At 47.9% G+C, this 23,625-nt stretch carries 28 protein-coding genes; 16 read left to right on the top strand and 12 right to left on the bottom strand.

All coding sequences use genetic code 11. The annotated features are described in order from the left end of the window. Window positions 1-62: 62 nt before the first annotated feature. The gene (locus KF839_RS04275) at window positions 63-3,110 is read left to right on the top strand and encodes a DNA/RNA non-specific endonuclease (protein ID WP_292916599.1); all 3,048 of its coding nucleotides are present in this window, start codon (window positions 63-65) and stop codon (window positions 3,108-3,110) included. A 50-nt stretch (window positions 3,111-3,160) separates the two neighbouring features. On the opposite strand, the gene KF839_RS04270 is transcribed toward KF839_RS04275, so the two are convergent. The 11 genes from KF839_RS04270 to KF839_RS04220 all read right to left on the bottom strand — a co-directional run bounded on the left by KF839_RS04270 (window position 3,161) and on the right by KF839_RS04220 (window position 9,922). Beyond that, window positions 3,161-4,759, bottom strand: a complete 1,599-nt coding sequence (locus KF839_RS04270; protein WP_292916598.1) for a formate--tetrahydrofolate ligase — start codon at window positions 4,757-4,759, stop codon at window positions 3,161-3,163. A gap of 29 nt (window positions 4,760-4,788) precedes the next feature. Beyond that, the gene (locus tag KF839_RS04265) at window positions 4,789-5,022 is read right to left on the bottom strand and encodes a Txe/YoeB family addiction module toxin (RefSeq protein ID WP_292916597.1); all 234 of its coding nucleotides are present in this window, start codon (window positions 5,020-5,022) and stop codon (window positions 4,789-4,791) included. Between the two features lie 16 nt (window positions 5,023-5,038). Continuing rightward, window positions 5,039-5,311: a type II toxin-antitoxin system Phd/YefM family antitoxin gene (locus tag KF839_RS04260; protein ID WP_292916596.1), complete on the bottom strand. Its 273-nt coding sequence runs from the start codon at window positions 5,309-5,311 to the stop codon at window positions 5,039-5,041. A 97-nt stretch (window positions 5,312-5,408) separates the two neighbouring features. Continuing rightward, window positions 5,409-5,648: a type II toxin-antitoxin system HicB family antitoxin gene (locus KF839_RS04255; RefSeq protein WP_292916595.1), complete on the bottom strand. Its 240-nt coding sequence runs from the start codon at window positions 5,646-5,648 to the stop codon at window positions 5,409-5,411. After that, entirely contained in the window at window positions 5,645-5,842 is a 198-nt protein-coding gene (locus KF839_RS04250; protein ID WP_292916594.1) for a type II toxin-antitoxin system HicA family toxin, read from the bottom strand. The genes KF839_RS04255 and KF839_RS04250 overlap by 4 nt, the downstream gene beginning before the upstream one ends. A 36-nt stretch (window positions 5,843-5,878) precedes the next feature. Further along, window positions 5,879-6,091: a type II toxin-antitoxin system HicB family antitoxin gene (locus KF839_RS04245; RefSeq protein ID WP_292916593.1), complete on the bottom strand. Its 213-nt coding sequence runs from the start codon at window positions 6,089-6,091 to the stop codon at window positions 5,879-5,881. 8 nt (window positions 6,092-6,099) lie between these two features. Continuing rightward, on the bottom strand, window positions 6,100-6,288 hold the full coding sequence (locus tag KF839_RS04240) for a type II toxin-antitoxin system HicA family toxin (RefSeq protein ID WP_292916592.1): 189 nt from the start codon (window positions 6,286-6,288) through the stop codon (window positions 6,100-6,102). A 170-nt stretch (window positions 6,289-6,458) separates the two neighbouring features. After that, a complete protein-coding gene (locus tag KF839_RS04235) occupies window positions 6,459-7,337 on the bottom strand; it encodes a restriction endonuclease (RefSeq protein WP_292916591.1) in 879 nt (292 codons plus the stop codon). Between the two features lie 131 nt (window positions 7,338-7,468). Beyond that, the gene (fghA, locus tag KF839_RS04230; protein WP_292916590.1) at window positions 7,469-8,311 is read right to left on the bottom strand and encodes an S-formylglutathione hydrolase; all 843 of its coding nucleotides are present in this window, start codon (window positions 8,309-8,311) and stop codon (window positions 7,469-7,471) included. Next, window positions 8,311-9,417, bottom strand: a complete 1,107-nt coding sequence (locus KF839_RS04225; RefSeq protein WP_292916589.1) for an S-(hydroxymethyl)glutathione dehydrogenase/class III alcohol dehydrogenase — start codon at window positions 9,415-9,417, stop codon at window positions 8,311-8,313. Before KF839_RS04225 ends, fghA begins: the two co-directional genes overlap by 1 nt. Window positions 9,418-9,427: 10 nt before the next feature. Further along, on the bottom strand, window positions 9,428-9,922 hold the full coding sequence (locus KF839_RS04220) for a low molecular weight protein-tyrosine-phosphatase (protein WP_292916588.1): 495 nt from the start codon (window positions 9,920-9,922) through the stop codon (window positions 9,428-9,430). 12 nt (window positions 9,923-9,934) lie between these two features. Between KF839_RS04220 and KF839_RS04215 the strand changes: the two genes are divergently transcribed. The 6 genes from KF839_RS04215 (at window position 9,935) to KF839_RS04190 (ending at window position 16,234) form a co-directional block, all read left to right on the top strand. After that, on the top strand, window positions 9,935-10,120 hold the full coding sequence (locus tag KF839_RS04215) for a hypothetical protein (protein WP_292916587.1): 186 nt from the start codon (window positions 9,935-9,937) through the stop codon (window positions 10,118-10,120). 32 nt (window positions 10,121-10,152) lie between these two features. Then, window positions 10,153-11,526 (top strand): adenylosuccinate lyase, encoded by a 1,374-nt coding sequence (gene purB, locus KF839_RS04210; RefSeq protein ID WP_292916586.1) that lies wholly within the window; start codon window positions 10,153-10,155, stop codon window positions 11,524-11,526. Between the two features lie 130 nt (window positions 11,527-11,656). After that, window positions 11,657-12,250 (top strand): nucleotide exchange factor GrpE, encoded by a 594-nt coding sequence (grpE, locus tag KF839_RS04205; RefSeq protein WP_292916585.1) that lies wholly within the window; start codon window positions 11,657-11,659, stop codon window positions 12,248-12,250. 68 nt (window positions 12,251-12,318) lie between these two features. Then, a complete protein-coding gene (gene dnaK / locus KF839_RS04200; RefSeq protein WP_292916584.1) occupies window positions 12,319-14,256 on the top strand; it encodes a molecular chaperone DnaK in 1,938 nt (645 codons plus the stop codon). A gap of 148 nt (window positions 14,257-14,404) precedes the next feature. Next, window positions 14,405-15,514: a molecular chaperone DnaJ gene (gene dnaJ / locus KF839_RS04195; protein ID WP_292916583.1), complete on the top strand. Its 1,110-nt coding sequence runs from the start codon at window positions 14,405-14,407 to the stop codon at window positions 15,512-15,514. A gap of 222 nt (window positions 15,515-15,736) precedes the next feature. After that, window positions 15,737-16,234 carry a hypothetical protein gene (locus KF839_RS04190; protein WP_292916582.1) on the top strand — a complete coding sequence of 166 codons (498 nt, stop codon included), beginning with the start codon at window positions 15,737-15,739 and terminating at the stop codon, window positions 16,232-16,234. Window positions 16,235-16,367: 133 nt separating this feature from the next. Here the strand turns inward: KF839_RS04190 and KF839_RS04185 are convergent, their stop codons facing one another. Continuing rightward, window positions 16,368-16,520, bottom strand: coding sequence for a hypothetical protein (locus KF839_RS04185; RefSeq protein WP_292916581.1), 153 nt, complete (start codon window positions 16,518-16,520; stop codon window positions 16,368-16,370). A 406-nt stretch (window positions 16,521-16,926) separates the two neighbouring features. Here KF839_RS04185 and KF839_RS04180 point away from each other — a divergent pair, with 406 nt between their 5' ends. The 9 genes from KF839_RS04180 (at window position 16,927) to KF839_RS04140 (ending at window position 23,613) form a co-directional block, all read left to right on the top strand. Beyond that, entirely contained in the window at window positions 16,927-17,307 is a 381-nt protein-coding gene (locus KF839_RS04180) for an exosortase system-associated protein, TIGR04073 family (RefSeq protein ID WP_292916580.1), read from the top strand. A gap of 202 nt (window positions 17,308-17,509) precedes the next feature. Then, a complete protein-coding gene (locus KF839_RS04175) occupies window positions 17,510-19,099 on the top strand; it encodes a phage tail sheath family protein (RefSeq protein ID WP_292916579.1) in 1,590 nt (529 codons plus the stop codon). 78 nt (window positions 19,100-19,177) lie between these two features. Beyond that, window positions 19,178-19,636 (top strand): phage tail protein, encoded by a 459-nt coding sequence (locus tag KF839_RS04170; RefSeq protein ID WP_292916578.1) that lies wholly within the window; start codon window positions 19,178-19,180, stop codon window positions 19,634-19,636. A 23-nt stretch (window positions 19,637-19,659) separates the two neighbouring features. Then, window positions 19,660-20,142 carry a phage tail protein gene (locus KF839_RS04165; RefSeq protein ID WP_292916577.1) on the top strand — a complete coding sequence of 161 codons (483 nt, stop codon included), beginning with the start codon at window positions 19,660-19,662 and terminating at the stop codon, window positions 20,140-20,142. A 17-nt stretch (window positions 20,143-20,159) separates the two neighbouring features. Next, window positions 20,160-20,324 carry a DUF5908 family protein gene (locus KF839_RS04160; RefSeq protein WP_292916576.1) on the top strand — a complete coding sequence of 55 codons (165 nt, stop codon included), beginning with the start codon at window positions 20,160-20,162 and terminating at the stop codon, window positions 20,322-20,324. Beyond that, complete coding sequence (locus KF839_RS04155; RefSeq protein ID WP_292916575.1) at window positions 20,325-21,026, top strand: CIS tube protein; 702 nt, start codon at window positions 20,325-20,327, stop codon at window positions 21,024-21,026. An 8-nt stretch (window positions 21,027-21,034) separates the two neighbouring features. Then, the gene (gene vgrG, locus KF839_RS04150) at window positions 21,035-22,825 is read left to right on the top strand and encodes a type VI secretion system tip protein VgrG (protein ID WP_292916574.1); all 1,791 of its coding nucleotides are present in this window, start codon (window positions 21,035-21,037) and stop codon (window positions 22,823-22,825) included. Window positions 22,826-22,871: 46 nt separating this feature from the next. Beyond that, on the top strand, window positions 22,872-23,171 hold the full coding sequence (locus tag KF839_RS04145) for a PAAR domain-containing protein (RefSeq protein WP_292916573.1): 300 nt from the start codon (window positions 22,872-22,874) through the stop codon (window positions 23,169-23,171). A 19-nt stretch (window positions 23,172-23,190) separates the two neighbouring features. Next, entirely contained in the window at window positions 23,191-23,613 is a 423-nt protein-coding gene (locus KF839_RS04140; protein ID WP_292916572.1) for a GPW/gp25 family protein, read from the top strand. Window positions 23,614-23,625 lie beyond the last annotated feature (12 nt).

Below are 23,625 nucleotides of genomic sequence, written 5' to 3'. Positions count from 1 at the left end.
AATTAAGGCGATATCAGTGATAAGATATTCAATGTATAAGACTATCTTTAGACTCTTTCCGAATGAAAATGGTGCTTGCTAATTCCAAGAAAGCTGAGACTCCCGATGATGCAAAACGGGAGGCAAAGTCGCAAGCAGGATACACGGTCAACGACCAGCGCCCGGAATCAATCGCGTTGAATCGCTTGAATACTGCCATGAGCGCTAGTTCCCGAGTGCAGCAGCTGAAAAAACAAGCCCAGCGAATCAATAACAGTTTGCAGTCGCAAACACAGTACAAACCGCATTCTGCAGCCATTGGCAGAGTGGTTCAACGCACGTTTGATGCGACCGTAGCTGCGATGCATCCGATGACTGGCAAGCCAGCTATTCTCAATTTGTTTGATAATGTCAATGGCATCTATCAATACACGGGCAGCATCGCCTTCTTTTTTAAACCCGCTACCAATGAATATTTCGATTCAAACCAGAAACCGATGCCTGGTCCTGCCGATTTTGACGAAGACAAAGCAGCCATTAATCCTACGGTAGGTGGAAGTAACATTTTTCGTAAATTGAAATTCACGGTGGATAGTTTCAATCGTGTGATTGGTGCGGAAGGACAGATCTATAAGAGCGGTACTACTCCCGAGAGTGGTCGTTCGTCCGACGCCCAATCCGGTGCGTGGGATCATGTGCAAGGCATCCATCGCCGCATGTTCAAACCACTTAAGGAATTTAACGGCGGGCACATCATTGCGCACCATTTCGGCGGTTCACCGGGGACCGATAATATGGTGCCGATGGAGAAAGTTTATAACCAGGCTGGGAGCTATAAACAATTCGAAAATGAACTGGATGAAGCGTTAGAAAACGAAAGTCCGTTATCCATCAATATTCAGGTTGGCTATGCGACCGATTTTGACGATTTGATGAATCAATTAGTGAAGAAGGATGACGCCGATAAACGCACCGATATCAAGAACGATCCCGCAACCAATAGCATGATCATGCGGACTTTAGGGCGCATTCCTAAAACAATCCATGTGGTATCGTTGACCGATTCGAGCCTGAGCAACGTTGCAATAACCGATCCCGATAGTCCTATGGATTCCTTACAAGGAACCATCCCCAGGAACTTTAGCACCGCTACAATCTTGCTCGAAGAATTTAGCAAAGTAGGTAAGGGGCGGGAAGGTGAAGGCACTTCCAAAACTTTTAAACCATTTGAAAAATCCTATGGCCCGAAAAAAGGTGAATCAATTGCTAAAGACAAGACTTACCAATCGGATTACCAGTCTTTATACGGCGCTATGCCGAGACCGGGGATTACGGAATATTTAGCAGGGAACAATGGATTAGCGGGCGGTGTCCGGGCTTACGTCTGGATGGATCCCATGGGTATCTACAATCGATTTGGCGGTAGCGATACGATTGATACCGTCGATCCATTGGGAACTGACTGGGCTTACCTGCGTAAAGCTGTGAATTTTGCCACCGGGGGCGATAAAATTTATAAAAAAGGGCACTTGCTCAATGCCGGGTTACACGGGCCTGGCGCAGATTCGCGTAATTTATTGCCGATCACGACGCGGGCGAACGGTGAGATGTCGCGCAACTTTGAAGAAATTGTAAAGAAATCGGAAGCGCTGATTAACCCTCAGAAAGGGGTGCTCTGGGAAACCCGAACCGGCGGCGGTAATGTGACACGCCCATTCGGCTGGGATCGGCATGCGGCTGGTCTGCAAAACTCCGCCAAGTTGTTTGATGAAGAAGTCAAGCTTCCTCAGTATCTTGATTGCAATGCCTGGGAAGCGATTCAATATCATAGCGGATTGCAGAAAGGCCGTTTGATTGCATCTTATCGTGCTTGGAACGGTCATCCCAACGATCCTAACGGCGTACTCGGTAAGACCCTGGCAGGCGGACAAGCTAATGATGCTGGAATTGCCAATACCATCAAACAAGGCGATAACAATGTGACAGGGCATGAAGTCGTGCCTTTGCCGGCGGATGCCTCCGAAGCTTATGAAAAAGGCTATCAAATGGATGGCAATTGGTTGCAGTTAAATCTCGGGAAACAGAAGGATTTTCTCGAAGGATTGGGCGACAGAGCATTTGATACCGGATTTGCGCAGCAACCAAAACCCAATCAATTCGGATGGCCATTGCTGGCAACCCAAACATACGACAAGTATTTCGTTAGAGGTCAGCTGAAATTCAGCCATGCGCACGGTCTGCATGATGAAGTTCATGAGCCGGTCAATCCCAATCAAGTCTTGGCTGACAGCTATAATCAAGGCCGGTATGACCGTGGCCGGGCCATTGGCAAATTGCTGGGCGATCAACCCGATAAAGCCAACCTTAATGATCTGATACAGGAGGGATACTTTGATGGTCTCTACTCGCGCGGTAAACAAGACGCGACTGAGGACAAGGTGGCCGCCAGCGATAAGAAAGACTATCTTGAAGGATATTGGAAGATCTATCAGGACAAAGCCTACGATCATGGATACGATTGCGATCCCTTTCCTCAAAACTTACCCAATATCTATTTCCAGAAATTTAATTCCGCCTATCGAGAGGGCCAGGATGCGCGTGGATTTCACGACGGTTACGATATTAAACCGTCGTTGGATAATCAATCTCAGGAATACTATCTGGGATGGGAAGAAGGAATTGAAAAACGCGGTTATGAAGACGGTTACGATCTGGAAGACGAAGCCAGCGCCGAACAAGATTATGCCAAGGGTTATTATGACGGAGTTTTCGAGCGCGGTAAGGACGATGGCTATGACGCTGAAGATGAAGCCAGTCAGGATAACGTGTACTTAGAAGGTTACTCGCAAGGCGCGCATGAATTGAGTCAGGATGAAGGCTACGATTTGATACCGCATCATGAAACAAGCTATATCACCAATCAAGGCGATAGTCACACTCAAGCCTATGCGCAAGGGATGTATGAACGCGGCAAAGACGATGGTTATAATCTGGTGGCGAGAAAATCCAATAATCTGACATACCGGAATGGATACGAAATGGGGTTGTTCGAACGGGGACAATCCGATTCCAACGATGTAGGGATGCGCATGAGCAATGAGAGAAGCTATCTGGATGGATTCGGTGGTTAACGGCCTGTTAATGGCGGGACTGGATTACTGCCGTTTAAAACTTTAAGAATTCAAACACCTACGATGTTACCATCGTTGCTCAAATCGATGCGATGCGCGGCTGGATCGCGCGGAAGTCCTGGCATGGTGACGATGTCTCCTGTCATAACCAGCAGATAGCCAGCACCGGCGGCGATGCGTACCGATTCCACAGGTAATGGAAATGCTTCGGGGTGGCCGATTTTTGCGGGGTCGCTGCTGAGCGATAAATGAGTTTTGGCGATACACACCGGCAGCCGGTCGAAACCCAGCGCGCAGATTCGCTCGAGGTCTTTCTTTGCCGTCCGGCTGAACTCGACTTCACTGGCGCCATAAATGGTACTGGCAACGGCGGCAATTTTATCTTCGGGCGAAGCATTTAGATCGTACAAATAACGCACGGGCGGTTGTGGCCGGTTGGTTGCGGTGATTACCGCATGCGCCAGTGTTTCGGCTCCGGAACCTCCATCGGTGAAGCCGGTGAACAGGGCGGTACTCAATCCAAGCTTGACGCAATACTGTTCGATGATACTGAGTTCGTTTTCGGTATCGCCAATGAAGCGATTGATGGCGATGACCGGTTCGAAGCCGAAAGCACGCACGCTTTGCACGTGATGTTCCAAATGCGCCAGCCCGCGTTCGATTTCTTCGATACTGCTCGGACGGGAAGGATCGCCGCCGCCATGCACCCGCAGCGCTCGCGCAGTGACGACCAGCACCACCGCACTCGGCCATACACCGGAACTGCGGCATTTCAGATCGAAAAATTTCTCCGCACCCAGATCGAAACCGAAACCCGCTTCCGTCACCACCCAGTCGGCACAAGCCGCGGCAGCTTTGGTGGCGATCACGCTGTTGCAGCCATGTGCGATATTGCCGAAAGGGCCGCCGTGCACAAAAGCCGGTACGCCTTCGGTGGTTTGCACCAGATTCGGTAGCATCGCATCGTGCAGCAAAGCCGCCATCGCGCCTGTTGCCTGCAGGCTCTGCGCCGTGACCGGATTGCCGGAACGATCGAATCCCACCAGGATACGCCCCAATCGCGCTTTGAGATCGGCGAAATCTTCGGCCAAACAGAGAATGGCCATGACTTCGGAAGCCGCGGTAATGTCGAAACCGGTTTCCCGCGGCACCCCATTGAGCCGTCCACCCAACCCAATCACCGCCTGCCGCAGTGAACGGTCGTTCATATCGAGCACGCGACGCCAGAAAACCTGACGATGTTCCAAATCCAATCCGCTGCGGAAATGCACGGCGTTATCGAGCAACGCGGCGAGCAGGTTGTGCGCAGCGCCGACGGCGTGTAGGTCGCCAGTGAAATGCATATTGATACGCGTCGACGGCTCAAGCTGACAACTTCCGCCACCGGTGCCGCCGCCCTTAATGCCGAAAACAGGCCCCAACGACGGCTCGCGTAACGCCAGCGCAACCTGTTGCCCGATACGCGCAAAACCTTGCGCCAGCCCGATCGAAACCGTCGTTTTCCCTTCACCCGTGCGCGTCGGATTAATCGCCGAAACCAAGATGATTTTGCCTTTCGGTAGCGCATTCTTTTGAGGCAAAGCGCTCAACCGTAGCTTGGCCATGTGCTCGCCGAAAAGCATGAGCTTATCTGGTTGCAGACCAAGCATTGCGGCGATATTGACGATGGGTTGCATATTTACAGTTGTTCGTAATGTCCGCCAATAGCGAAAATATAAACGTACTGATCATCAAATTTGTAGATCAACCGGTCTTTTTGGCTAAGTCTGCGCGACCAAAAGCCTGTCAAGTTATGGCGCAACATTTCCGGTTTGCCGATACCCGTTGCCGGATCGTCGCGCAGCATTTCTTTCAGAATATTGCAAAGTGTTTTGTGTAGGCGCGGGTCACGCGTTTTCAGTGCTTCGTACACTTCCTACGTATTGCCTTCAAACACCAAGGATCTTTTGGGTTTCTTCATCCGAAGGGCGGTATCCCGATTTTGTGGCGTGGGTTTGTGTAGAGGTCAGGATTTGTTGCATGAGGTTGGTATTCTGAAGCACAAACAGCGTTTCTTGATCACGCGCCCAATCTTCCGCGCTGATAACTACGAAATCCTCGCCGCTACGGCGTGTGATTTTAACCGGCTGATGTTCGCTGATCACTTTCTCAACGATGTTTTTCAAGTTATCGCGAAATTTATTGACGCTGATGTTATCCATTTTGATTTCCGTACGGTATGGCCGTGCACTCAATTAACAATTGCAACGGTAACATAGTCATTGCGCTAAGATAAATTTGTTTTTGAGAAGACACCGGCTAAACAACGCTAAGCATTTTGTTTGCATAATCCTTGCCCGATGTCGGTGGCGGTAGCAATTTGCCATCTCTTTCGTACAAGGTAATCGTCTCATCAACGATTTCGCAGAGTTCGGCAAAAACCTGTTTTTCGTCATCGCCATGACAGCCGCCATAAAAAAGACCAGGGCAACTGCCGACAAAGCATTGATCTTCATCGGACCACTCGACAATTTTCACATAATGGTGTTTCGCGTTCATTTTTTGGATTCCTCTATAGCCGTTGCAACCGCTTTCTCCTGATATTTCTTGGCATCATCGCCCGCATTTCCGGAGAGTACAACCGGTTTCATCACCAGCGGGTGGATAAAATTTCTATGACTGCCTTTGCCGCCTCGATTAACAAAACCGGCTTTTTCCAATTCACCGATGAGTTCTTTGATTTTTTTGGGCATACATCATCACATCTGCTTTCGGTACGATTCTTATCGTCAAACCTGCACTTCAACAAACGAGCTTGAGCAATGCGGTACCGGGATTTTTTGGCCTTCATCTTTAAGACCTTCAATGTGAAATTCGATGGCTTCCTGGATAAGCTGCAATACTTCTTCCATTGATTCACCGGCAGCGATACAACCCGGAAGATCGGGAACGTAGGCACCAAAGCTCGTCGGTCCTTCTTCGATAACAACCATATAACGCATACACACCTCTACTTTTTCAGTCCTGCTTGTTTTAAAACGTTGATGAGCGTACCGGACGGAACATCCACGCTGGGTTTTCCGGCAACTGTGACCGTACCGGACTTAACGGGATGGTGAAACTGGCGATGACTGCCTTTTTGCCGAACCTGCTGCCAACCATCCGATTCAAGTAACGCGATGAGATCTTTAACTTTCATGCTGCGAGTTTAGCATGGTATGTTGTTGATTTTCAGCAATGAACGGAAACAATGAAATCGAATTGTGAATTGACATTTTTTTGCGTTCGCGACCTGGCTTATATTTTGCAAGAAAAGGCAACATCAAGACACACTCCTTTGCACGATCTCTTACATTTCGTTTGTATCGGTTATATTTCTTCAGAATCAAAAAAATCATTATCAAGAGCTTTTATTTCATAAGTAATCTTGGTCTGTACTCCTACATTAAATTTATGCATCAAGTCCACTAACTTGGATCCATCCAATAATATTATTTTGTGATGTGCATTTTTGGCTTTTATTTTTGCCTTTTCATCAAAAGTTGAAGTTGTCACAAAGATGCCTTTGTGGGTATCACCGCTCATGGCACCAATAAAGTTTCGTATGTCCGTTTCACGAACTTTATTCTCGGTAAAACGTTTTGCTTGAATATAGATCTTTTCAAGCCCCAGCTGATCTTCGTTAATAATTCCATCGATTCCGCCGTCACCAGATTTTGACGTTTCTATGAAATCACCATACCCCATTTTCTTAAGCAAAATCAGAATTATCTTTTCAAATGCATATGGATCAATTCCTTTAAGTTTCGAAAGTAGTTCGTCTTTCACCTCTCGCTCGATCTGTTCAAAACCTGAATCAATTAAATCCTGTGGACTCGCATTTACAGCAATTGTTGTTTCCGATGCCGATTTGCTTTCAGGTTCATAAAATGTGATGACATTGGAATGAATTTCATTGAGTGACACATTTTCTGGCTTGGCTAACTTTCCTTTTTCTGTTATCTGAACATAACCTCGCTGTGGATAGTGCACCAATTCACCTTTTTTAAGATATGACTTTCCCCAGGCAATTCTATTTTCAATTAATCGATCTCCGCTCTTAGTTGTTTGCTCTAGCAGATCTCGAGGTAAATCAGAATAAAATCGTTCTTCAACAAGTCGAATTAGATCGCGGCCTTTGATGACTTGACCATCTTTAAGCACTTCCAGTATTGGAAGAAAAGTTTCATTAAATTTTGGCAATTCCATTTTTCACCCATATCGTGACTTAGGGGATGATCAAGTTGCAACAAACAGATTTAGATAGCGAATCAAGAAAATAGCAGCAGCCGGCCACAAATAATATTCCTCCAATTTATTCTTGAAATGCAACACACAAATTACCCAAGTTGCGTCCGATGATACTTCAAATGCTCCCCGATAAATGTACTGATGAAGTAATAACTGTGATCGTAGTTTTGGTGGTACCGTAACGTCAGTTTTTGTCCGGTTGCGTTGCAGGCATTTTCCAAGCGGTGCGGGTGCAGTTGCTCGGCAAGGAATTGATCGTTTAGACCTTGATCGATCAGCAGATTCGGCATTCTTAGGCCGTCTTCGATCAGCGAGGTGGTGTCGTATTTACGCCAGGTTTGTTGATCTTCGCCTAAATAGTTACGGAACGCTTTTTGTCCCCACGGGCAATGCATCGGTGCGCAGATCGGCGCAAATGCCGAGACCGAGCGGAACAGTTCGGGGTAGCGCAGCGCCAAGGTTAATGCACCGTGGCCGCCCATCGAGTGACCGAAAATACCGATACGGCTCGGGTCGGCGGGGAATTGATCGACGATGATGTTGCGCAGTTCCTGCGTGACGTAGCTTTCCATGCGGTAATGCCGCGCCCACGGTTCGGCGGTGGCGTCGAGATAAAATCCGGCACCGGCGCCGAAATCCCAGGCGTCGGTTTCACCGGGGATACCGGTTTGGCGCGGGCTGGTGTCCATGGTGATCAGCATCAAGCCGAGCTCGGCGGCGTAGCGTTGCGCACCGGCTTTGATCATGAAGGTTTCTTCGGTGCAGGTCAGTCCGGCGAGGAAAAACACGACCGGAACGCGCTGCTGTTCCGCTCGTGGCGGTTGATACACCGAGAAGCGCATCGGCAGACCGATGACCGTGGAAGAATGCTGATAATAGCCCTGGATACCGCCAAAACAGCGGTGCAGACTGCGAGTCTCCACAGCAACCATCAATAAATCACCACGGAGCGGATCGATTCACCGGCTTTCATCAGGCGGAAGCCTTCGTTGATGTTGTCCAGCGTCAGCGTGTGCGTGATTAGCGAATCGATGTCGATTTTGCCTTCCATGTACCAGTCGACGATTTTTGGCACGTCGGTGCGGCCGCGCGCGCCGCCGAACGCCGAGCCTTCCCATTTCCGTCCGGTAACGAGCTGGAAAGGGCGTGTGCTGATTTCGGCACCGGCTTCGGCGACACCGATGATGATGCTGCGTCCCCAGCCTTTGTGCGTGCATTCCAATGCCTGACGCATGACTTTGGTGCTGCCGATGCATTCGAAGCTGTAGTCCGCACCGCCATCGGTCAGTTGCACCACGGCGTCGACGATGTTGGGTACGTCGTTCGGGTTGATGAAATGCGTCATGCCGAATTTGCGCGCCATCGCTTCGCGTTCGGGATTGATGTCGATGCCGATGATTTTGTCGGCGCCGACCATGCGCGCGCCTTGGATCACGTTCAAACCGATGCCACCCAGGCCGAACACCGCCACGTTCGCGCCGGCTTCGACTTTGGCGGTATAAATCACCGCACCGAGTCCGGTGGTGACGCCGCAGCCGATGTAACACACTTTATCAAACGGTGCATCTTCGCGGATCTTGGCCAGCGCGATTTCGGGTACGACGGTGTAATTGGAGAAGGTTGAGGTTCCCATGTAATGAAATAGCGGCTTGCCGCCGATGGAAAAACGCGAACTGCTGTCGGGCATCAAACCTTTACCCTGCGTAGCGCGGATCGCTTGGCATAGATTGGTTTTTTTCGATAGGCAAAACTTGCATTCGCGGCATTCCGGCGTGTACAGCGGAATCACGTGGTCGCCCTTGCGCAGCGATTTGACGTTAGGGCCGACGTCGACTACCACACCCGCGCCTTCATGGCCGAGGATCGTCGGGAACAAGCCTTCCGGATCGGCACCGGATAGGGTGTAATAATCGGTATGGCAAATGCCGGTGGCTTTGATTTCGACCAGCACTTCGCCGGATTTCGGACCTTCCAGATCGATTTCCTCGACGGTTAGCGGTTCGCCCGCTTTCCAGGCTACGGCAGCTTTTGTTTTCATTGTATTGTCCTTATCGATTGATGTGATTGCGCAAATGCTCCAGCAAACCTTGGCTGGCTTCTTCCACCATGTCGAGAACCAGCTCGAAGCCTTGATGGCCGCCGAAATAAGGATCCGGCACTTCGGTATTGCCGTCGTAGTTTACGCCGTAATGCATGAATAAGCGGATTTTGTCGTGATGATGCCGCGGGCTGCGCTGCTTCAACAAGTGCAGATTTTCCTTATCCATCGCCAGGATGTAGTCGAATTCCTCGAAATCTCGTAATTCCACTGCCCGCGCGCGCAAATCATCCATTTTATAGCCGCGATTGATAGCGGTGCGTTGCGAACGTTCATCCGGGGGGTTGCCGATATGGTAGGCGTGCGTTCCCGCCGAGTCGACCTCGATTAAATGATCCACCCCGGCGGTTTTGACATGATGGCGAAACACCGCGTCGGCGGTTGGCGAGCGGCAGATATTGCCCATGCAGACGAATAGTACTTTGATTTTCTTTTGAGTGTTCATGGTGGCTTTTAAGTGACAGCAATTACAAATGAAATTGCCGGTATTTTACACCGCTGTGAACGTAAGAACAGTATGTATGCGGCTGCCTTTGTAACACTTAAGCGAGACGGTCTTATGCAAGATTGCATCGCGGAATATATGGAAGCCTACGGATATTCGGCATCATGGAATACCAGCTTCGGGAGCGGGCAAGCATGATAAAATCCGCGCTTCAATAATCTAAATCCATTATGAATTTCTCTACCATTACAGCACTCTCGCCGTTGGACGGGCGTTACCACGGCAAAGTTGAATCACTGCGACCCTACTTCAGTGAATTTGCGTTAATTCGTCATCGTGTGCAAGTCGAAATTGCCTGGCTTAAAGCACTCAGCGCCGAGCCTGATATTACCGAGGTTCCGCTTTTCTCAGCGGAAACGAATGAACATCTGGATGATTTAGTCACCAATTTTTCGGTGGCGGATGGCGAAGCCATCAAAGTGATTGAGGCAGTTACCAACCATGATGTGAAAGCCGTTGAATATTGGCTGAAGCAGACGCTCAGCGACAATGTGGAAGTGGCCGGTGTCGCCGAATTCATTCACTTTGCCTGCACCTCGGAAGATATTAATAATCTGGCGCACGGGTTGATGCTTAAATCCAGCTTGCAGCATGTGATGCTGCCGGCGTTGACCGTGATTATCGCCAAACTGGTTGAATTGGCGCAGCAATTGGCGGAAATACCCATGCTTGCAAGGACGCATGGACAACCGGCATCGCCGACGACGCTTGGAAAGGAAATGGCGAATTTCGCCTATCGTCTGCAGCGCGCAAAGAAACAACTCGAAGCGGTCGCCATTCTGGGCAAGATCAACGGCGCTATCGGCAATTACAATGCGCATTTATCCGCTTACCCTCATTTGGATTGGGAAAAGTTGGCGCAATCGTTCGTGGAACAATTGGGATTGGAATTCAATCCGTACACTACACAGATCGAACCGCATGACGCCATGGCCGAACTATTTGATAGCTATGCCCGGATCAATACTGTTCTAATCGATCTGAATCGCGATATTTGGGGTTATATCTCGCTTGGTTATTTCAAGCAAAAAACTAAAGAAAATGAGGTGGGTTCCTCAACCATGCCACACAAGGTCAATCCGATCGATTTTGAGAATTCCGAAGGCAATCTCGGCATCGCTAATGCCATCCTGCGTCATTTGAGCGAGAAACTGCCGGTTTCTCGTTGGCAACGGGATTTAACCGATTCGACGGTGTTGCGCAATATGGGGGTCGCATTGGGATATACGTTGCTGGCGTACGATTCCTGTATTAAGGGATTGAATAAACTGGATGTGAACATCGTGCAAATATTCGATGATCTCGATAACACTTGGGAAATTTTGGCGGAGCCGATTCAAACGGTAATGCGGCGCTACGGTGTTGCCAATCCCTATGAGCAGCTGAAAGCGTTGACTCGCGGTAAAACTGGCATTACCCAGGAAACACTGCATCAATTTATCGTGCAACTTGATATTCCCGAAGCGGAGAAGGAACGCTTATTGGCATTAACGCCTCGCAATTATATTGGTAAAGCCAGTGTGCTGGCCGCTGCGGTTAAATAGAAGTCATAAATTTAAAATTTAATCAATTGAACTGTAAGGATAAATTAAGAATTCATAAAAAACTCTTGTTTTCAGCTTGAAATTTTAAGCGACCGTCCCAACATTGTCTGCACAGTTATTAGGAGGAACAATGCAAAGTCCAGAAAATCCGCAAAGTGCGGAAACAAATCAAGCGGAAGCAGCAGAAAAGACAGTAGAAACTAAAATTCCCGGCGTAACCGATGATCCCACCATACAGACAGGTGAAGTCGGTGCAACGCAGCTTAATTTTGAACATAGATTGAAAGAAGCTGAAATAAAAGCCGCCGAGCATCATGATGCGTGGATACGTGCGAAAGCTGAGACCGAAAATATCCGGAAACGCGCGCAAAATGATGTTGCCAATGCGCATAAATATGCGGTTGAGAATTTCTCAGCGGAATTGCTCAGTGTGATGGACAGCTTGGAAGCTGCGTTGGCAGTGGAAAATGCGACGGTTGAGAATTACAAAAATGGGATGGAGTTGACTCAGAAGCAACTTTCGAGTGTTTTTGAAAAATTCAATATTAAAGCCATTGATCCTAAGGGTGAGAAGTTCGATCCGCATCAACAACAAGCCATGTGTATGGTGGATTCCGAGTTGGCTCCCAATACCGTGGTTCAAGTCATGCAAAAAGGCTATAAATTGCATGAACGGATTATACGCCCCGCGCTGGTATCGGTTTCCAAAGCCAAAGATACTTGAATTTCTGACAGATATCCCCAACTACCAATCAATTTACAAGCAGAATTAATTTCAAAAAGGATCTAAAGATGGCAAAAATTATCGGTATCGATTTAGGAACCACCAATTCTTGCGTAGCTGTCATGGAAAATGGAAAACCTAAAGTCATTGAAAATTCGGAAGGTGCCCGGACGACTCCTTCGATTGTTGCTTATACTGAGGAAGGTGAAATCCTGGTGGGCGCTTCGGCGAAACGCCAAGCAATCACCAATCCGAAAAATACCTTGTTTGCTGTCAAACGGCTTATTGGACGCCGGTTTGACGAAGACATGGTGCAACGCGACATTAAAATGGTGCCTTATAGTATTATCCGGGCGGATAACAACGATGCCTGGGTTGAAGTGCGCGGCAAGAAAATCGCACCTCCCGAAGTATCGGCACAGGTATTGGTGAAAATGAAAAAAACCGCCGAGGATTATTTGGGAGAACCGGTTACCGAGGCGGTTATCACGGTGCCTGCGTATTTTAACGATTCGCAACGGCAAGCAACGAAAGATGCCGGACGGATCGCGGGCTTGGAAGTTAAACGGATTATCAACGAGCCGACAGCCGCGGCGCTGGCTTTCGGATTGGACAAAAAAGAAGGTGACCGGAAGATAGCGGTTTATGATTTGGGTGGCGGTACTTTTGATATTTCCATCATTGAGATTGCTGAGGTCGAAGGCGAACATCAGTTCGAGGTGCTGGCAACCAATGGCGATACTTTCCTCGGTGGTGAAGATTTTGACTTGCGTGTCATTGAATATCTGGTCGATGAGTTTAAAAAAGAAAACGGTATCGATCTGAAAAAAGACATGCTGGCATTGCAACGGCTGAAAGATGCGGCTGAGAAGACTAAAATCGAATTATCGTCCAGTCAGCAAACGGAAGTTAATTTGCCGTACATCACGGCCGACGCTTCCGGACCCAAACATTTGGCGGTCAAAATAACCCGCGCCAAATTGGAAAGCCTGGTGGAAGACTTGATCGAACGTACCGTGGGGCCATGCCGTACAGCACTCAAAGACGCCGGTTTGAGCGCATCGGATATCGACGATGTGATTCTGGTGGGCGGACAGACCCGCATGCCAAAAGTGCAAGATAAAGTAAAAGAAATTTTTGGCAAGGAACCGCGTAAAGACGTGAATCCCGATGAAGCTGTCGCTGTCGGTGCAGCCATTCAGGGCGGTGTATTGCAAGGCGATGTGAAAGACGTGCTGTTGCTTGATGTGACGCCTCTGTCACTGGGAATCGAGACACTGGGTGGTGTCATGACCAAGCTGATCCAGAAAAACACCACGATTCCGACGAAGGCGCAGCAAGTGTTTTCGACCGCGGAAGACAATCAAACCGCTGTTACCATTCACGTCCTGCAAGGTGAGCGCGAAATGGCATCCGGTAATAAAAGTCTGGGGCAGTTTAATTTGAGTGATATTCCGACGGCGCCTCGCGGGATGCCGCAAATCGAGGTAACGTTTGATATCGATGCCAATGGTATTTTGCACGTATCGGCAAAAGACAAAGCGACCGGTAAAGAAAATAAAATTAAGATTCAAGCCAGTTCCGGTTTGTCGGATGATGAAATTGAACGCATGGTGAAGGATGCGGAAGCGCACGCTGAAGAAGATCACAAAGCGATGGAACTGGTGTCTGCGCGTAACCAGTGTGATGCGATGATTCACTCGGTCAAGAAATCTTTGAAAGAGCACGGTGATCAATTGGGCGATGATGAAAAAGCCAAAATTGAAACCGCGCTAAAAGAAGCGGAAGATGTGCTTAAGACCGATAACAAAGAAACCATTGAAGCCAAAACGCAAGCATTGACCGAAGCAGCACATAAATTGGCTGAGAAAATGTATCAACAACACGATCAGTCGTCGGGGCAACAAGCGCAACCGGATTCGGGAGCCTCTTCGAATCAAAGCGAAAAACCGGTCGAAGGTGAAGTTGTGGATGCAGAGTTTGAGGAAGTTAAAAACAAAAAATAACGGTTGCTGAAGCAACACTATTGCCGCAGAGGCGCACCAAGGGAAAAAATTTTCCTTGTGCGTGCTCTGCGTTTTAGTGTCGTTAGCTGTAAATATTAATGATTAAGAAGCAGAACCCTTATATCTGTCACGGTAGTAGGAAATCAATATGAGTAAGCGCGATTATTATCAAGTGTTGGGCGTTAGCCGCGATGCCGACGAAGCAACGATCAAGAAGGCCTATCGAAAACTGGCGATGAAATATCACCCCGACCGTAATGCCGGTGATGTGAAATCGGAAGAGATGTTTAAAGAGGCGAAAGAGGCTTATGAAGTATTGACCGATTCGAATAAGCGAGCTGCGTATGACCAGTTTGGACATGCCGGTGTGGAAGGCAGTGCGGGTGGAGCCGGTGCGCAAGGATTCAGTGATGCTTTCAGCGATATTTTCAGTGATTTGTTCGGTGGACGCGGCGCACGCGCCAATGTGCATCGAGGATCGGATTTGCGTTATAACTTGGAAATCTCGCTTGAACAAGCTGCACGTGGCACCGAAACGAAAATTCGCATTCCAACCATGGAAATATGCGACGTTTGTCATGGTAGCGGTTCCAAGCCGGGTAATTCGGTAAAAACCTGTTCGACATGTAATGGCCACGGACAAGTTAGAATGCAGCAAGGTTTTTTCTCTATTCAGCAAACCTGTCCTAAGTGTCACGGCAGCGGTAAGACCATTACACACCCGTGTACCAGTTGCCATGGCGTCGGGCGCGTCAAGCAACATAAGACACTTAATGTAAAAATTCCGGAGGGGGTCGATGATGGCGATCGGATCCGTATTTCAGGCGAGGGTGAAGCGGGTGTCAATGGCGGTCCGTCGGGTGATTTGTATGTGGTTGTCCACTTGTCGGCGCATTCGGTATTTCGCCGCGATGGTGATCATCTTCATTGCGAAATTCCGATTAGCTTTACCGTTGCGGCATTAGGCGGGGAAATCGAAGTGCCGACTTTGGAAGGACACGCCAAAATCAAAGTGCCGGCGGAAACGCAGACTGGTAAAATTTTCCGGCTGCGTGGTAAAGGCATTAAGGGTGTTCGAAGTCATGAAAAGGGCGATTTATTGTGCCATGTGGCTGTGGAAACACCGGTCAAACTAACAGCTCGCCAAAAAGAATTGCTGGAAGAATTGGAAGCCATCAGTCTGAAAGACGGTTCGCGGCACAGTCCCCGTGCAAAATCCTGGATGGACAAAGCACGCGAGTTTTTCTCGGAGAAATAAAGCAGCTTGATGGAATAAAACAACCATCGAATCCCGTGGTGGTTTTATGTCTTGTGTTGTTAACAATTTGACTATGATTGTTAATCCTATCTGAGAATTTACAAAGAGTTTGCATTTCCTTCACAATTCGGGGTTCTTCGTAGCCTATAGTTAAGCCTGTTTATTCAAAAACGCTTTTCATCTTCACGGATGGAAGATCATCAGTTTAATAAGGAGGCGATTATGGCGACGATATCTTTTCTGGTTAATGGCAAATCAACGGATAACCGCAAACCGGCTGCATGGGTGACGATTACGGAGAACGGCGGCGGCTCGCTCGATTTCATGGTAAAGCAAGTGGGTGGCAGCATGGGCGGTTTACGAGGTGTGTACTTTAATATCGAAGACGATAGTATTGTTAACGCTTTACAAGTAACCGCCGTGACGCAGTTAAATCGCGTTAATGCAAAAGCCATGACGTCTCTGAGAAACGGCACGGATTTGGAGCTAATGAATGCAGAGGCTATTCAGGATTGTGAAGATGATAATCATCTGACCGGGTCAAAAGGAAGTGCTAATGAGGGAGGCAGCTATGGCTTTACTTTGAGTAGCAGAATCCGAGCGCTGACATTGAATGATTTCTGCCATATCCATCTGGATTATTCAGTGGGTTGTAACAACACCGCGAACATAGCGGACGATGACAACAGTTCCCGCTGGTTATATTTGAATCTTTTTTGAGTAGGGCGTTGTGCCCAAACGCGGAGTCGATCAGCAGTATTTGAATTATCAATTGAAGTGATGATAGTTGAGGCTGCTCGATTCCGCTTCCCGCATGCGAAATCAAGCTATCGAACCCTATCAATACGATTGATCATTTCTTTGTCAGTAACACCATCGCGCTGGTAAACGAGACCAGTAAGCCCAAGAGCAACGGTGCCAGAACCACTCCATCACCGGTCATTTCGTAGTAGCCAAAAAGTATCAGAGCGATGATTAGCGAAACAATCACAATCATTTTATTCATTTACGCCTCCTTTCACTATTTTAAATGAGTTTTCATCGCATTCATGATACCCGGATTCATGAGATTCTCTGATTGTTTCAAATAAAACATCATCCACTGGTTATTTGCGGTGTTTGTCATTAATGGCTTGCGCTACGAATAACCCGGCAACCAAAGCGATAATGCAATAAAAAGTGATTTCGATTAGATCCGACATTTATTTCAATTCCCCGTAACGATGATACGAAGTTCAATCATACTATATCCGCCGATAGAAATTGAACGGAAAAACGTGTTATCCAGTATCCCGGGCATGTGATCGGCTCGGGTTGATATTGCGATCCCGCGAGCAATTGCTTCACTTTCGCTCGTTTCCATGGAATCATACCCGCCATCGCACTTAAATAACTCAAGAAGGAGTTTCATTATGAAAGCAGTCGCTCGCTTTGTAGTCATATTGTCTTTGTCATTGTTCGTTTTGACGTCAACGCATGCAGAAAATATTACCGCCGACATTTACTTTAACAGAGCAGGTACGAAGATCGTGAGCGGTATTGCCAATGTTGCGACTGGCTGGATGGAATTACCCAAAAATCTTGCAATTTGGAATGAGAAGGATGATCAGATTGTGATAGGCACTATCAATGGGTTGCTTTGGGGCATGTTTCATACAGCTGGGCGCACTGCCAATGGAGCGCTGGATTTCGCTACTTTCTGGTTACCGACCTACCCAATCCCTGACCCGGTATTTATCTGGGAAGATTTCTGGAAAGAAACAGACTACCTCGGCTGGCGCATGGCGAGGTAATTCGGATACTTCAGAACGGCCATGGATTCAATCATCACCTGGCTTTGCAATTTTCTTGAGGTTTCGCTATTCTTCCGCTAAGCTGTGGTTTGTTAAATTGAAATAGAGGAAATAAACGTAACACTGTAATATCTCTCAGTTTTGTCGGGTTTAAAAAAGCAAGTTGTAGAGCGCTACTAATCCAATCAATAAGGAGCTGGCTATGGGGCAGTATAAAACACCGGGTGTTTACATTGTTGAAAAGAATGCGTTTCCAAATTCCGTCGTAGAAGTTGCTACGGCTGTGCCGGCATTCATCGGGTATACGGAAAAAGCAAACAATAAAGGCAAATCGTTGCTAAGCAAGGCATGGCGCATTTCATCCATGTCTGAATTTATCAGTTTTTTTGGTGGGCCGCCTAAAACGCAATATCAGATTTCCGAAGCAACGGCTCCCACCCCCGCTCCTACTACGGGTGGAAAAGATAAGGATAAGGGATCAGGAAAAGATAACGCAACTGCCGTAACCGCGCTTGAATCCGATTTTTCCAGTGAGCAGAAGGAATATGCACTGGAATTGCAGGGTGCCCGCTATTTTCTGTATCACAGCATGATGCTGTTCTTTCAGAACGGTGGAGGTGCTTGTTATATCGTTTCTGTGGGTAACTATGAGCAGGAGGTAGAGAAGCAAATTATTGAGAAGCCCAAACTGAGCGCGGGAATCGATATCCTGCTAAAAGAGCAAGAACCGACTATGGTGGTGATTCCGGATGCCGTGTCGTTGGCCGAGCCGGATTGTATCGCTTTGCAACAAGCGATGCTAAGCCATTGCGGGCAGGTGATGAAAAACCGTTTTGCCATTCTGGATGTGTTCGACGGGTACAAGGAAGCGCAGGATAGCGGCTGTATTGAGACATTCCGGAACGATCTCGGCACGAACAGTCTGGATTTTGCCGCAGCGTATTATCCATGGTTGAATACTTCCATTGTACAAACCGGCGATTTGAGTTTCTCCAACGTATCCAATTTGGATAAATTGAAAGAATTACTCAAAGCGGAAGCGGATGGCAGCGAGCTGGATGACAAGAAAAAAGGGGAGGTCAACGCCAAAATTGCGGAGATAGGCGTATCGCCCAAAACAGATAAGATGTCCAGCGATGAGGATTTGCATAAAATTCTCACCGCTGTTTGCCCGCTCTACAAGACCATTATCGAAAGTATCAAAGTCAAGCTGAATCTGCTGCCACCCAGCGCTGGCATGGCGGGTGTCTATACCCTGGTTGATAATTCCCGTGGTGTATGGAAAGCACCAGCCAATGTGAGTCTGAATGCAGTCATTTCTCCTTCCGTGGAGATTTCTCATGCGCAACAAGAAGATCTGAACGTGACAACGGCAGGCAAATCGATCAATGCAATACGTACTTTCATCGGGGAGGGAACGTTGGTTTGGGGGGCGCGCACGCTGGATGGAAATAGTTTGGATTGGCGCTATATCAATGTGCGCAGAACCATGATTATGCTGGAAGAATCTATCAAATTGGCGGCTAAGGCCTATGTATTCGAACCGAACGTATCCAGTACCTGGGTGACGATCAAAAGCATGGTCAGCAATTTTCTTACCAGCATATGGAAACGCGGTGGTTTAGCTGGCGCAACACCGGACGACGCCTTCGGTGTTTATGTCGGCTTGGGTGAAACCATGACACCGCAGGATATCCTCGATGGTATTTTACGTGTCACAGTTTTGGTGGCATTGAGCCGACCAGCTGAGTTTATCGAAATTACTTTCCAGCAGCAGATGCAGAAGTCTTAACCTGAAAGTACAGTTTGTACCTTAAGGCAGTTGATGAAAGCAGCATTTATTTCTTAATCATAAAAGTAGGGGTAAATCATGGCAGATGATGGATCGGCTCAATCGACGACAGTATGGCCCATGCCGAAATTTTATTTTCAGGTTAAATGGGATTCGCAAGTAATGAGATTTCAAGAAGTCAGCGGATTGGATATCCAATCCGAAGAAATCAAATATCGCCATGGTGATAGCCCGGAATTTTCAGTCATTAAGATGCCGGGCATGAAAAAATTTGGCAATATCACCATGAAGAAAGGTATTTTTAAAGGCGATAATAAATTCTGGGATTGGTTCAAACAAATCAAGATGAATACGATTAAGCGCCTGCCGGTCACGATCAGTCTGCTCGATGAAGGCGGTAAAGCGACGATGGTGTGGACGTTAACCAATGCTTGGCCGACAAAGATTACGGGTACCGATCTGAAATCGGAAGGTAATGAGGTCGCAATCGAAACCATCGAAATTGTGCACGAAGGCTTGACGATCGCCAACAGCTAATTCCAAACGGATCCGGAGAGCAGATGAGTGGATCAATGAATCTTTCATTGTCAGACAGTATTTATCCCCCATCTGCTTTTTATTTCAAGGTAATCATCGGGCCACCGGCCGGTTTGACAACCGACACTTCTTTCCAGGAAGTTTCCGGAATCGATATTGAGATGGATGTGGAGACAGTGACCGAAGGCGGTGAAAACCGTTTTGTCCGTCAGCTGCCCAAAGGTACCAAACACTCCAATTTGTCATTGAAGCGAGGCATCGCATCGATGGATTCGCCGCTCGTAATATGGTGTAAAGCGACGCTGGAATCCGGTCTGAATTTAGCGATTAAGCCTTTGCCGGTGCTGGTGTACCTGATGAATGAAGACAAGGTGCCGATTCGTGGCTGGGCTTTTGACTCGGCTTATCCTTTAAAGTGGGAGGTGGAGAGTTTCGGATCGACCAAGAACGAAGTGGCGATCGAGAAAATCATATTGAGTTATACCTCGTCATCCCGCATCATTTAGCGTGTCAGGATCAGAAGATGTCTATTGAAATTAAACAATTACTGATTAAATCGAATATCATTCAAAGAAACAAGCTGGAAGATTCGGAGTTGCCGGAAGACTACCGGGAACTTAAAGAAGACATCCTGGCAGAATGCCAACGGTTGATTCATGATTCTTTGCAGCGCAAGGAAGATCGTTAAATGCTGCTGAGCGGAACGAAAACACTGCTGACGATTTCTCCGTGTACGGTCAATAACGGCAAAATCAGTGTTGATGGTTCCAAGCAAAAATTCGAGGCTATGCTCAATCCCGCAGGCTATGAGCATACCTTCCGGCTAAGTTATTCGAAGAACCGGGTGTTGGGACAGCCGGGAACGGAAACCAAATACGATGCCAGTCATCCTGAGAAAATCGTTCTGAAAGAGCTGATTCTGGATGCGACCGGTGCGGTAAGGTCGAATCCGCTGGACGTGGCCAGCGATCCGGTGCCGGTCAAGGATCAGATCGAGCGATTGAAAGAAGTGGTTTACACCTACCTGGGAAGCAAGCACGAAGCGCCGATCGTTCAGTTGAAGTGGGGTGAACTGCTATTTTATGGACGGGTGGAATCGCTCAAATTTGATTACACGTTGTTCAAACCCAGCGGAGTGCCGCTCAGGGCCAAGGTGACACTGACTTTTATCGAATACCAAAGCAGCGAGGAAATATCCAAAGAAGCCGCGCAGGAATCGCCCGATTTGACACATCTGATCGAAGTAAAAGCCGGTGACACCTTGCCGCTCCTTTGTTACCGGATTTACCAGGACTGCAGCTATTATCCGCAAGTTGCAAAGATTAACAATTTGACGGATTTTCGCAATCTAACCCCAGGGATGAAGCTTCAATTCCCGCCATTAAGCTGAGGTTCGCTATGGCAGATTCCCCCTTAAAAGGCAGCACGGGTGTAGTTTCGGTAACGATCCAGAGTAACGGAACTACGATCGCTGACACGATCCAAATTGTATCCATTGAAATTTACTATACGGTTAATAAAATTCCCAGCGCCAGGATTACGCTATTGGACGGCGACATGCCGAACAATGATTTTCCGGTGAGTAATGCCGACGACTTTATACCCGGCGCCGAGATCACTATTAATGCCGGGTATGCCAATCAAACCACCACCGTTTTTAAAGGTGTCGTGATTAAGCACGGTATTAAAATGGACGGCGATAACTTTTCCCGCTTGATTGTGCAATGCAAGGATAAAGCGGTTGCCATGACAGTGGGGCGCAAGAATGCCAACTATGTCGATTCGAAGGACAGTGACATTCTTAGCAAAATCATCGGATCCTATAACGGATTGTCGTCCGACGTGGCAACCACGACCACCAGTTTTAAGGAATTGGTGCAATATTACTGCACGGACTGGGATTATGTGCTGGCCAGAGCCGAAGCCAATGGATTTTTGGTGACGATTGATCAAGCCAAAGTGAATGTTAAAGGACCGCAAGTGAGTGGTGAAGCCGTGTTAACGCTGACTTACGGGATCGATTTGATGGCATTTGGTGCGGACGTGGATGCTGCCGCTCAATACTCGGAAGTTAAAGGCGCCGTATGGAATTTAACGGATCAAGCGGTACAAGAAGCGCAGGCCGCTTCGGACAATCTTACCGGGCAAGGCAATTTGACAGGAAGTGATTTAGCCGGAGTGATCGCGGTCAGTAATTTCCGTTTGCAAACACCGGCACCGCTTGACGACTCGGCACTGACCGATTGGGTTAAAGGACAACAGGTGAAATCCGGTTTGGCAAAGATTCGGGGTTACGCATCTTTTCAGGGGAGCGCGAAAGCTAAAATTGGTGAGTTGATCGAGTTGAAGGGCGTAGGCGACCGTTTTAATGGCAACGTATTAGTGACGGCGGTCAAGCATGAAATCAAGCAAGGTAACTGGGTGACGGAAATCGAGTTTGGTTTGTCACCGTTATGGTTTACGGAATTGTACAAAACCGAGGCGCCGTTGGCATCTGGTTTGACGCCGGGTGTAAGCGGTTTGCAAGTCGGAGTGGTGAAGAAACTGGACGCGGATCCGGAAGGGCAATACAAAATCCAGGTATCGGTTCCGGTCATGCAACCCGAAACTGAGGGTGTTTGGGCCAGGTTTGCAAGCTTCTACGGTTCGAATGGTTTTGGTGCTTTTGTTATTCCGGAAATTGGCGATGAGGTGATATTGGGATATTTTAATGACGATCCCTCGCATCCGGTGATTTTAGGGAGTATGTACAGCAGCAACCGGAAACCGCCGTACGAATTAACCGCTGATAATTACATTAAGGCCGTGGTTACAAAAAGCAAGCTTAAGTTGGAGTTTGACGACGAAAAGAAGATTATCACGTTGATTACGCCTGCTAATAACAAGATCGTCATCGACGATGATCAGAAATCCATTTTGCTGCAAGATCAAAATTCCAACAAAATTGAGCTTAACAGCAGTGGCATCGTCATTGACAGTCCTAAAGATATCAAGATCAGTGCAAAAGGCAAAGTTACCATTGATGCTGTCGGTAATATCGAATCGACCGCGCAAGCGGATATTAAGAATCAAGGTTTGAATATCAATCAACAGGCGAATGTTGGTTTCAGCGCGAAGGGCAACGCGACCGCCGAATTATCCGCCAGCGGGCAAACGACGGTGAAAGGCGGTATCGTCATGATCAACTAGCACCGCCAGGATTATCATTGAACGATCAACAGAGGAATCTACAATTATGCCGCCAGCCGCCAGAATTACCGACATGCATACTTGTCCGATGCAAACCCCCGGTGTTCCGCCGATACCGCATGTAGGCGGGCCGGTCAGCGGGCCTTGTGTTCCCACCGTGTTGATCGGGAATTTGCCCGCTGCTGTCGTGGGTGATATGTGCGTATGTGTCGGACCGCCCGATACGATCGTAAAAGGCTCGGCAACTGTGATGATCGGTAATAAACCGGCGGCCAGAATTGGCGATACCACCGCACATGGCGGTGCAATCGTTGTCGGCTTTCCGACCGTGATGATTGGCGGTTAAAGCGGAGACCCAATCAGTCATGGCTGTCGACAAATCCTTTCTTGGAACCGGTTGGGGATTCCCCCCGGAGTTTAATATCAACGGATCGGTAAAATATGTTTCCGCGGAAGATGATATCCATGAAAGTTTGTATATTCTGTTATCGACCTCTCCTGGAGAAAGAGTGATGCAGCCGACTTATGGCTGCGGTCTGAAAACCCAAATATTTGAAGAAATCAATGAAACTGCGGTAACGGTCATTGTTGATCTGGTGCGGCGCGCCATCCTTTTCTTCGAGCCGAGAGTCTTGGTGGAAGCGATCACCGTCGATTCGGATAGTAAGGAAGATGTTTTAAATGGACTCATCAAGATAAACATTACTTATATCGTGCGGGCAACCAATAATCGCCATAACATTGTTTATCCGTTTTATTTCACTGAAGGCACCAACGTTGAATTGTAATTTATTCGAGCA

The organism is Nitrosomonas sp., from assembly GCF_019635155.1.
Classification (GTDB): domain Bacteria; phylum Pseudomonadota; class Gammaproteobacteria; order Burkholderiales; family Nitrosomonadaceae; genus Nitrosomonas.
The sequence above is the reverse complement of the archived record's forward strand: the minus strand, read 5'-3'. Positions and strand labels throughout refer to the sequence as shown.

What these genes read in the sequence shown, in the direction of transcription:
- KF839_RS04165 (WP_292916577.1), top strand. Translation starts at nt 19,660, where the DNA reads ATGAGTGGATCAATGAATCTTTCATTGTCAGACAGTATTTATCCCCCA.
- fghA (WP_292916590.1), bottom strand. Translation starts at nt 8,311, where the DNA reads ATGGTTGCTGTGGAGACTCGCAGTCTGCACCGCTGTTTTGGCGGTATC.
- KF839_RS04260 (WP_292916596.1), bottom strand. Translation starts at nt 5,311, where the DNA reads ATGGATAACATCAGCGTCAATAAATTTCGCGATAACTTGAAAAACATC.
- KF839_RS04275 (WP_292916599.1), top strand. Translation starts at nt 63, where the DNA reads ATGAAAATGGTGCTTGCTAATTCCAAGAAAGCTGAGACTCCCGATGAT.
- KF839_RS04140 (WP_292916572.1), top strand. Translation starts at nt 23,191, where the DNA reads ATGGCTGTCGACAAATCCTTTCTTGGAACCGGTTGGGGATTCCCCCCG.
- KF839_RS04220 (WP_292916588.1), bottom strand. Translation starts at nt 9,922, where the DNA reads ATGAACACTCAAAAGAAAATCAAAGTACTATTCGTCTGCATGGGCAAT.
- KF839_RS04190 (WP_292916582.1), top strand. Translation starts at nt 15,737, where the DNA reads ATGGCGACGATATCTTTTCTGGTTAATGGCAAATCAACGGATAACCGC.
- dnaJ (WP_292916583.1), top strand. Translation starts at nt 14,405, where the DNA reads ATGAGTAAGCGCGATTATTATCAAGTGTTGGGCGTTAGCCGCGATGCC.
- purB (WP_292916586.1), top strand. Translation starts at nt 10,153, where the DNA reads ATGAATTTCTCTACCATTACAGCACTCTCGCCGTTGGACGGGCGTTAC.
- KF839_RS04155 (WP_292916575.1), top strand. Translation starts at nt 20,325, where the DNA reads ATGCTGCTGAGCGGAACGAAAACACTGCTGACGATTTCTCCGTGTACG.
- KF839_RS04250 (WP_292916594.1), bottom strand. Translation starts at nt 5,842, where the DNA reads ATGCCCAAAAAAATCAAAGAACTCATCGGTGAATTGGAAAAAGCCGGT.
- KF839_RS04270 (WP_292916598.1), bottom strand. Translation starts at nt 4,759, where the DNA reads ATGCTTGGTCTGCAACCAGATAAGCTCATGCTTTTCGGCGAGCACATG.
- KF839_RS04240 (WP_292916592.1), bottom strand. Translation starts at nt 6,288, where the DNA reads ATGAAAGTTAAAGATCTCATCGCGTTACTTGAATCGGATGGTTGGCAG.
- grpE (WP_292916585.1), top strand. Translation starts at nt 11,657, where the DNA reads ATGCAAAGTCCAGAAAATCCGCAAAGTGCGGAAACAAATCAAGCGGAA.
- KF839_RS04245 (WP_292916593.1), bottom strand. Translation starts at nt 6,091, where the DNA reads ATGCGTTATATGGTTGTTATCGAAGAAGGACCGACGAGCTTTGGTGCC.
- KF839_RS04185 (WP_292916581.1), bottom strand. Translation starts at nt 16,520, where the DNA reads ATGAATAAAATGATTGTGATTGTTTCGCTAATCATCGCTCTGATACTT.
- dnaK (WP_292916584.1), top strand. Translation starts at nt 12,319, where the DNA reads ATGGCAAAAATTATCGGTATCGATTTAGGAACCACCAATTCTTGCGTA.
- KF839_RS04225 (WP_292916589.1), bottom strand. Translation starts at nt 9,417, where the DNA reads ATGAAAACAAAAGCTGCCGTAGCCTGGAAAGCGGGCGAACCGCTAACC.
- KF839_RS04235 (WP_292916591.1), bottom strand. Translation starts at nt 7,337, where the DNA reads ATGGAATTGCCAAAATTTAATGAAACTTTTCTTCCAATACTGGAAGTG.
- KF839_RS04145 (WP_292916573.1), top strand. Translation starts at nt 22,872, where the DNA reads ATGCCGCCAGCCGCCAGAATTACCGACATGCATACTTGTCCGATGCAA.
- KF839_RS04175 (WP_292916579.1), top strand. Translation starts at nt 17,510, where the DNA reads ATGGGGCAGTATAAAACACCGGGTGTTTACATTGTTGAAAAGAATGCG.
- KF839_RS04160 (WP_292916576.1), top strand. Translation starts at nt 20,160, where the DNA reads ATGTCTATTGAAATTAAACAATTACTGATTAAATCGAATATCATTCAA.
- KF839_RS04180 (WP_292916580.1), top strand. Translation starts at nt 16,927, where the DNA reads ATGAAAGCAGTCGCTCGCTTTGTAGTCATATTGTCTTTGTCATTGTTC.
- KF839_RS04255 (WP_292916595.1), bottom strand. Translation starts at nt 5,648, where the DNA reads ATGAACGCGAAACACCATTATGTGAAAATTGTCGAGTGGTCCGATGAA.
- KF839_RS04170 (WP_292916578.1), top strand. Translation starts at nt 19,178, where the DNA reads ATGGCAGATGATGGATCGGCTCAATCGACGACAGTATGGCCCATGCCG.
- vgrG (WP_292916574.1), top strand. Translation starts at nt 21,035, where the DNA reads ATGGCAGATTCCCCCTTAAAAGGCAGCACGGGTGTAGTTTCGGTAACG.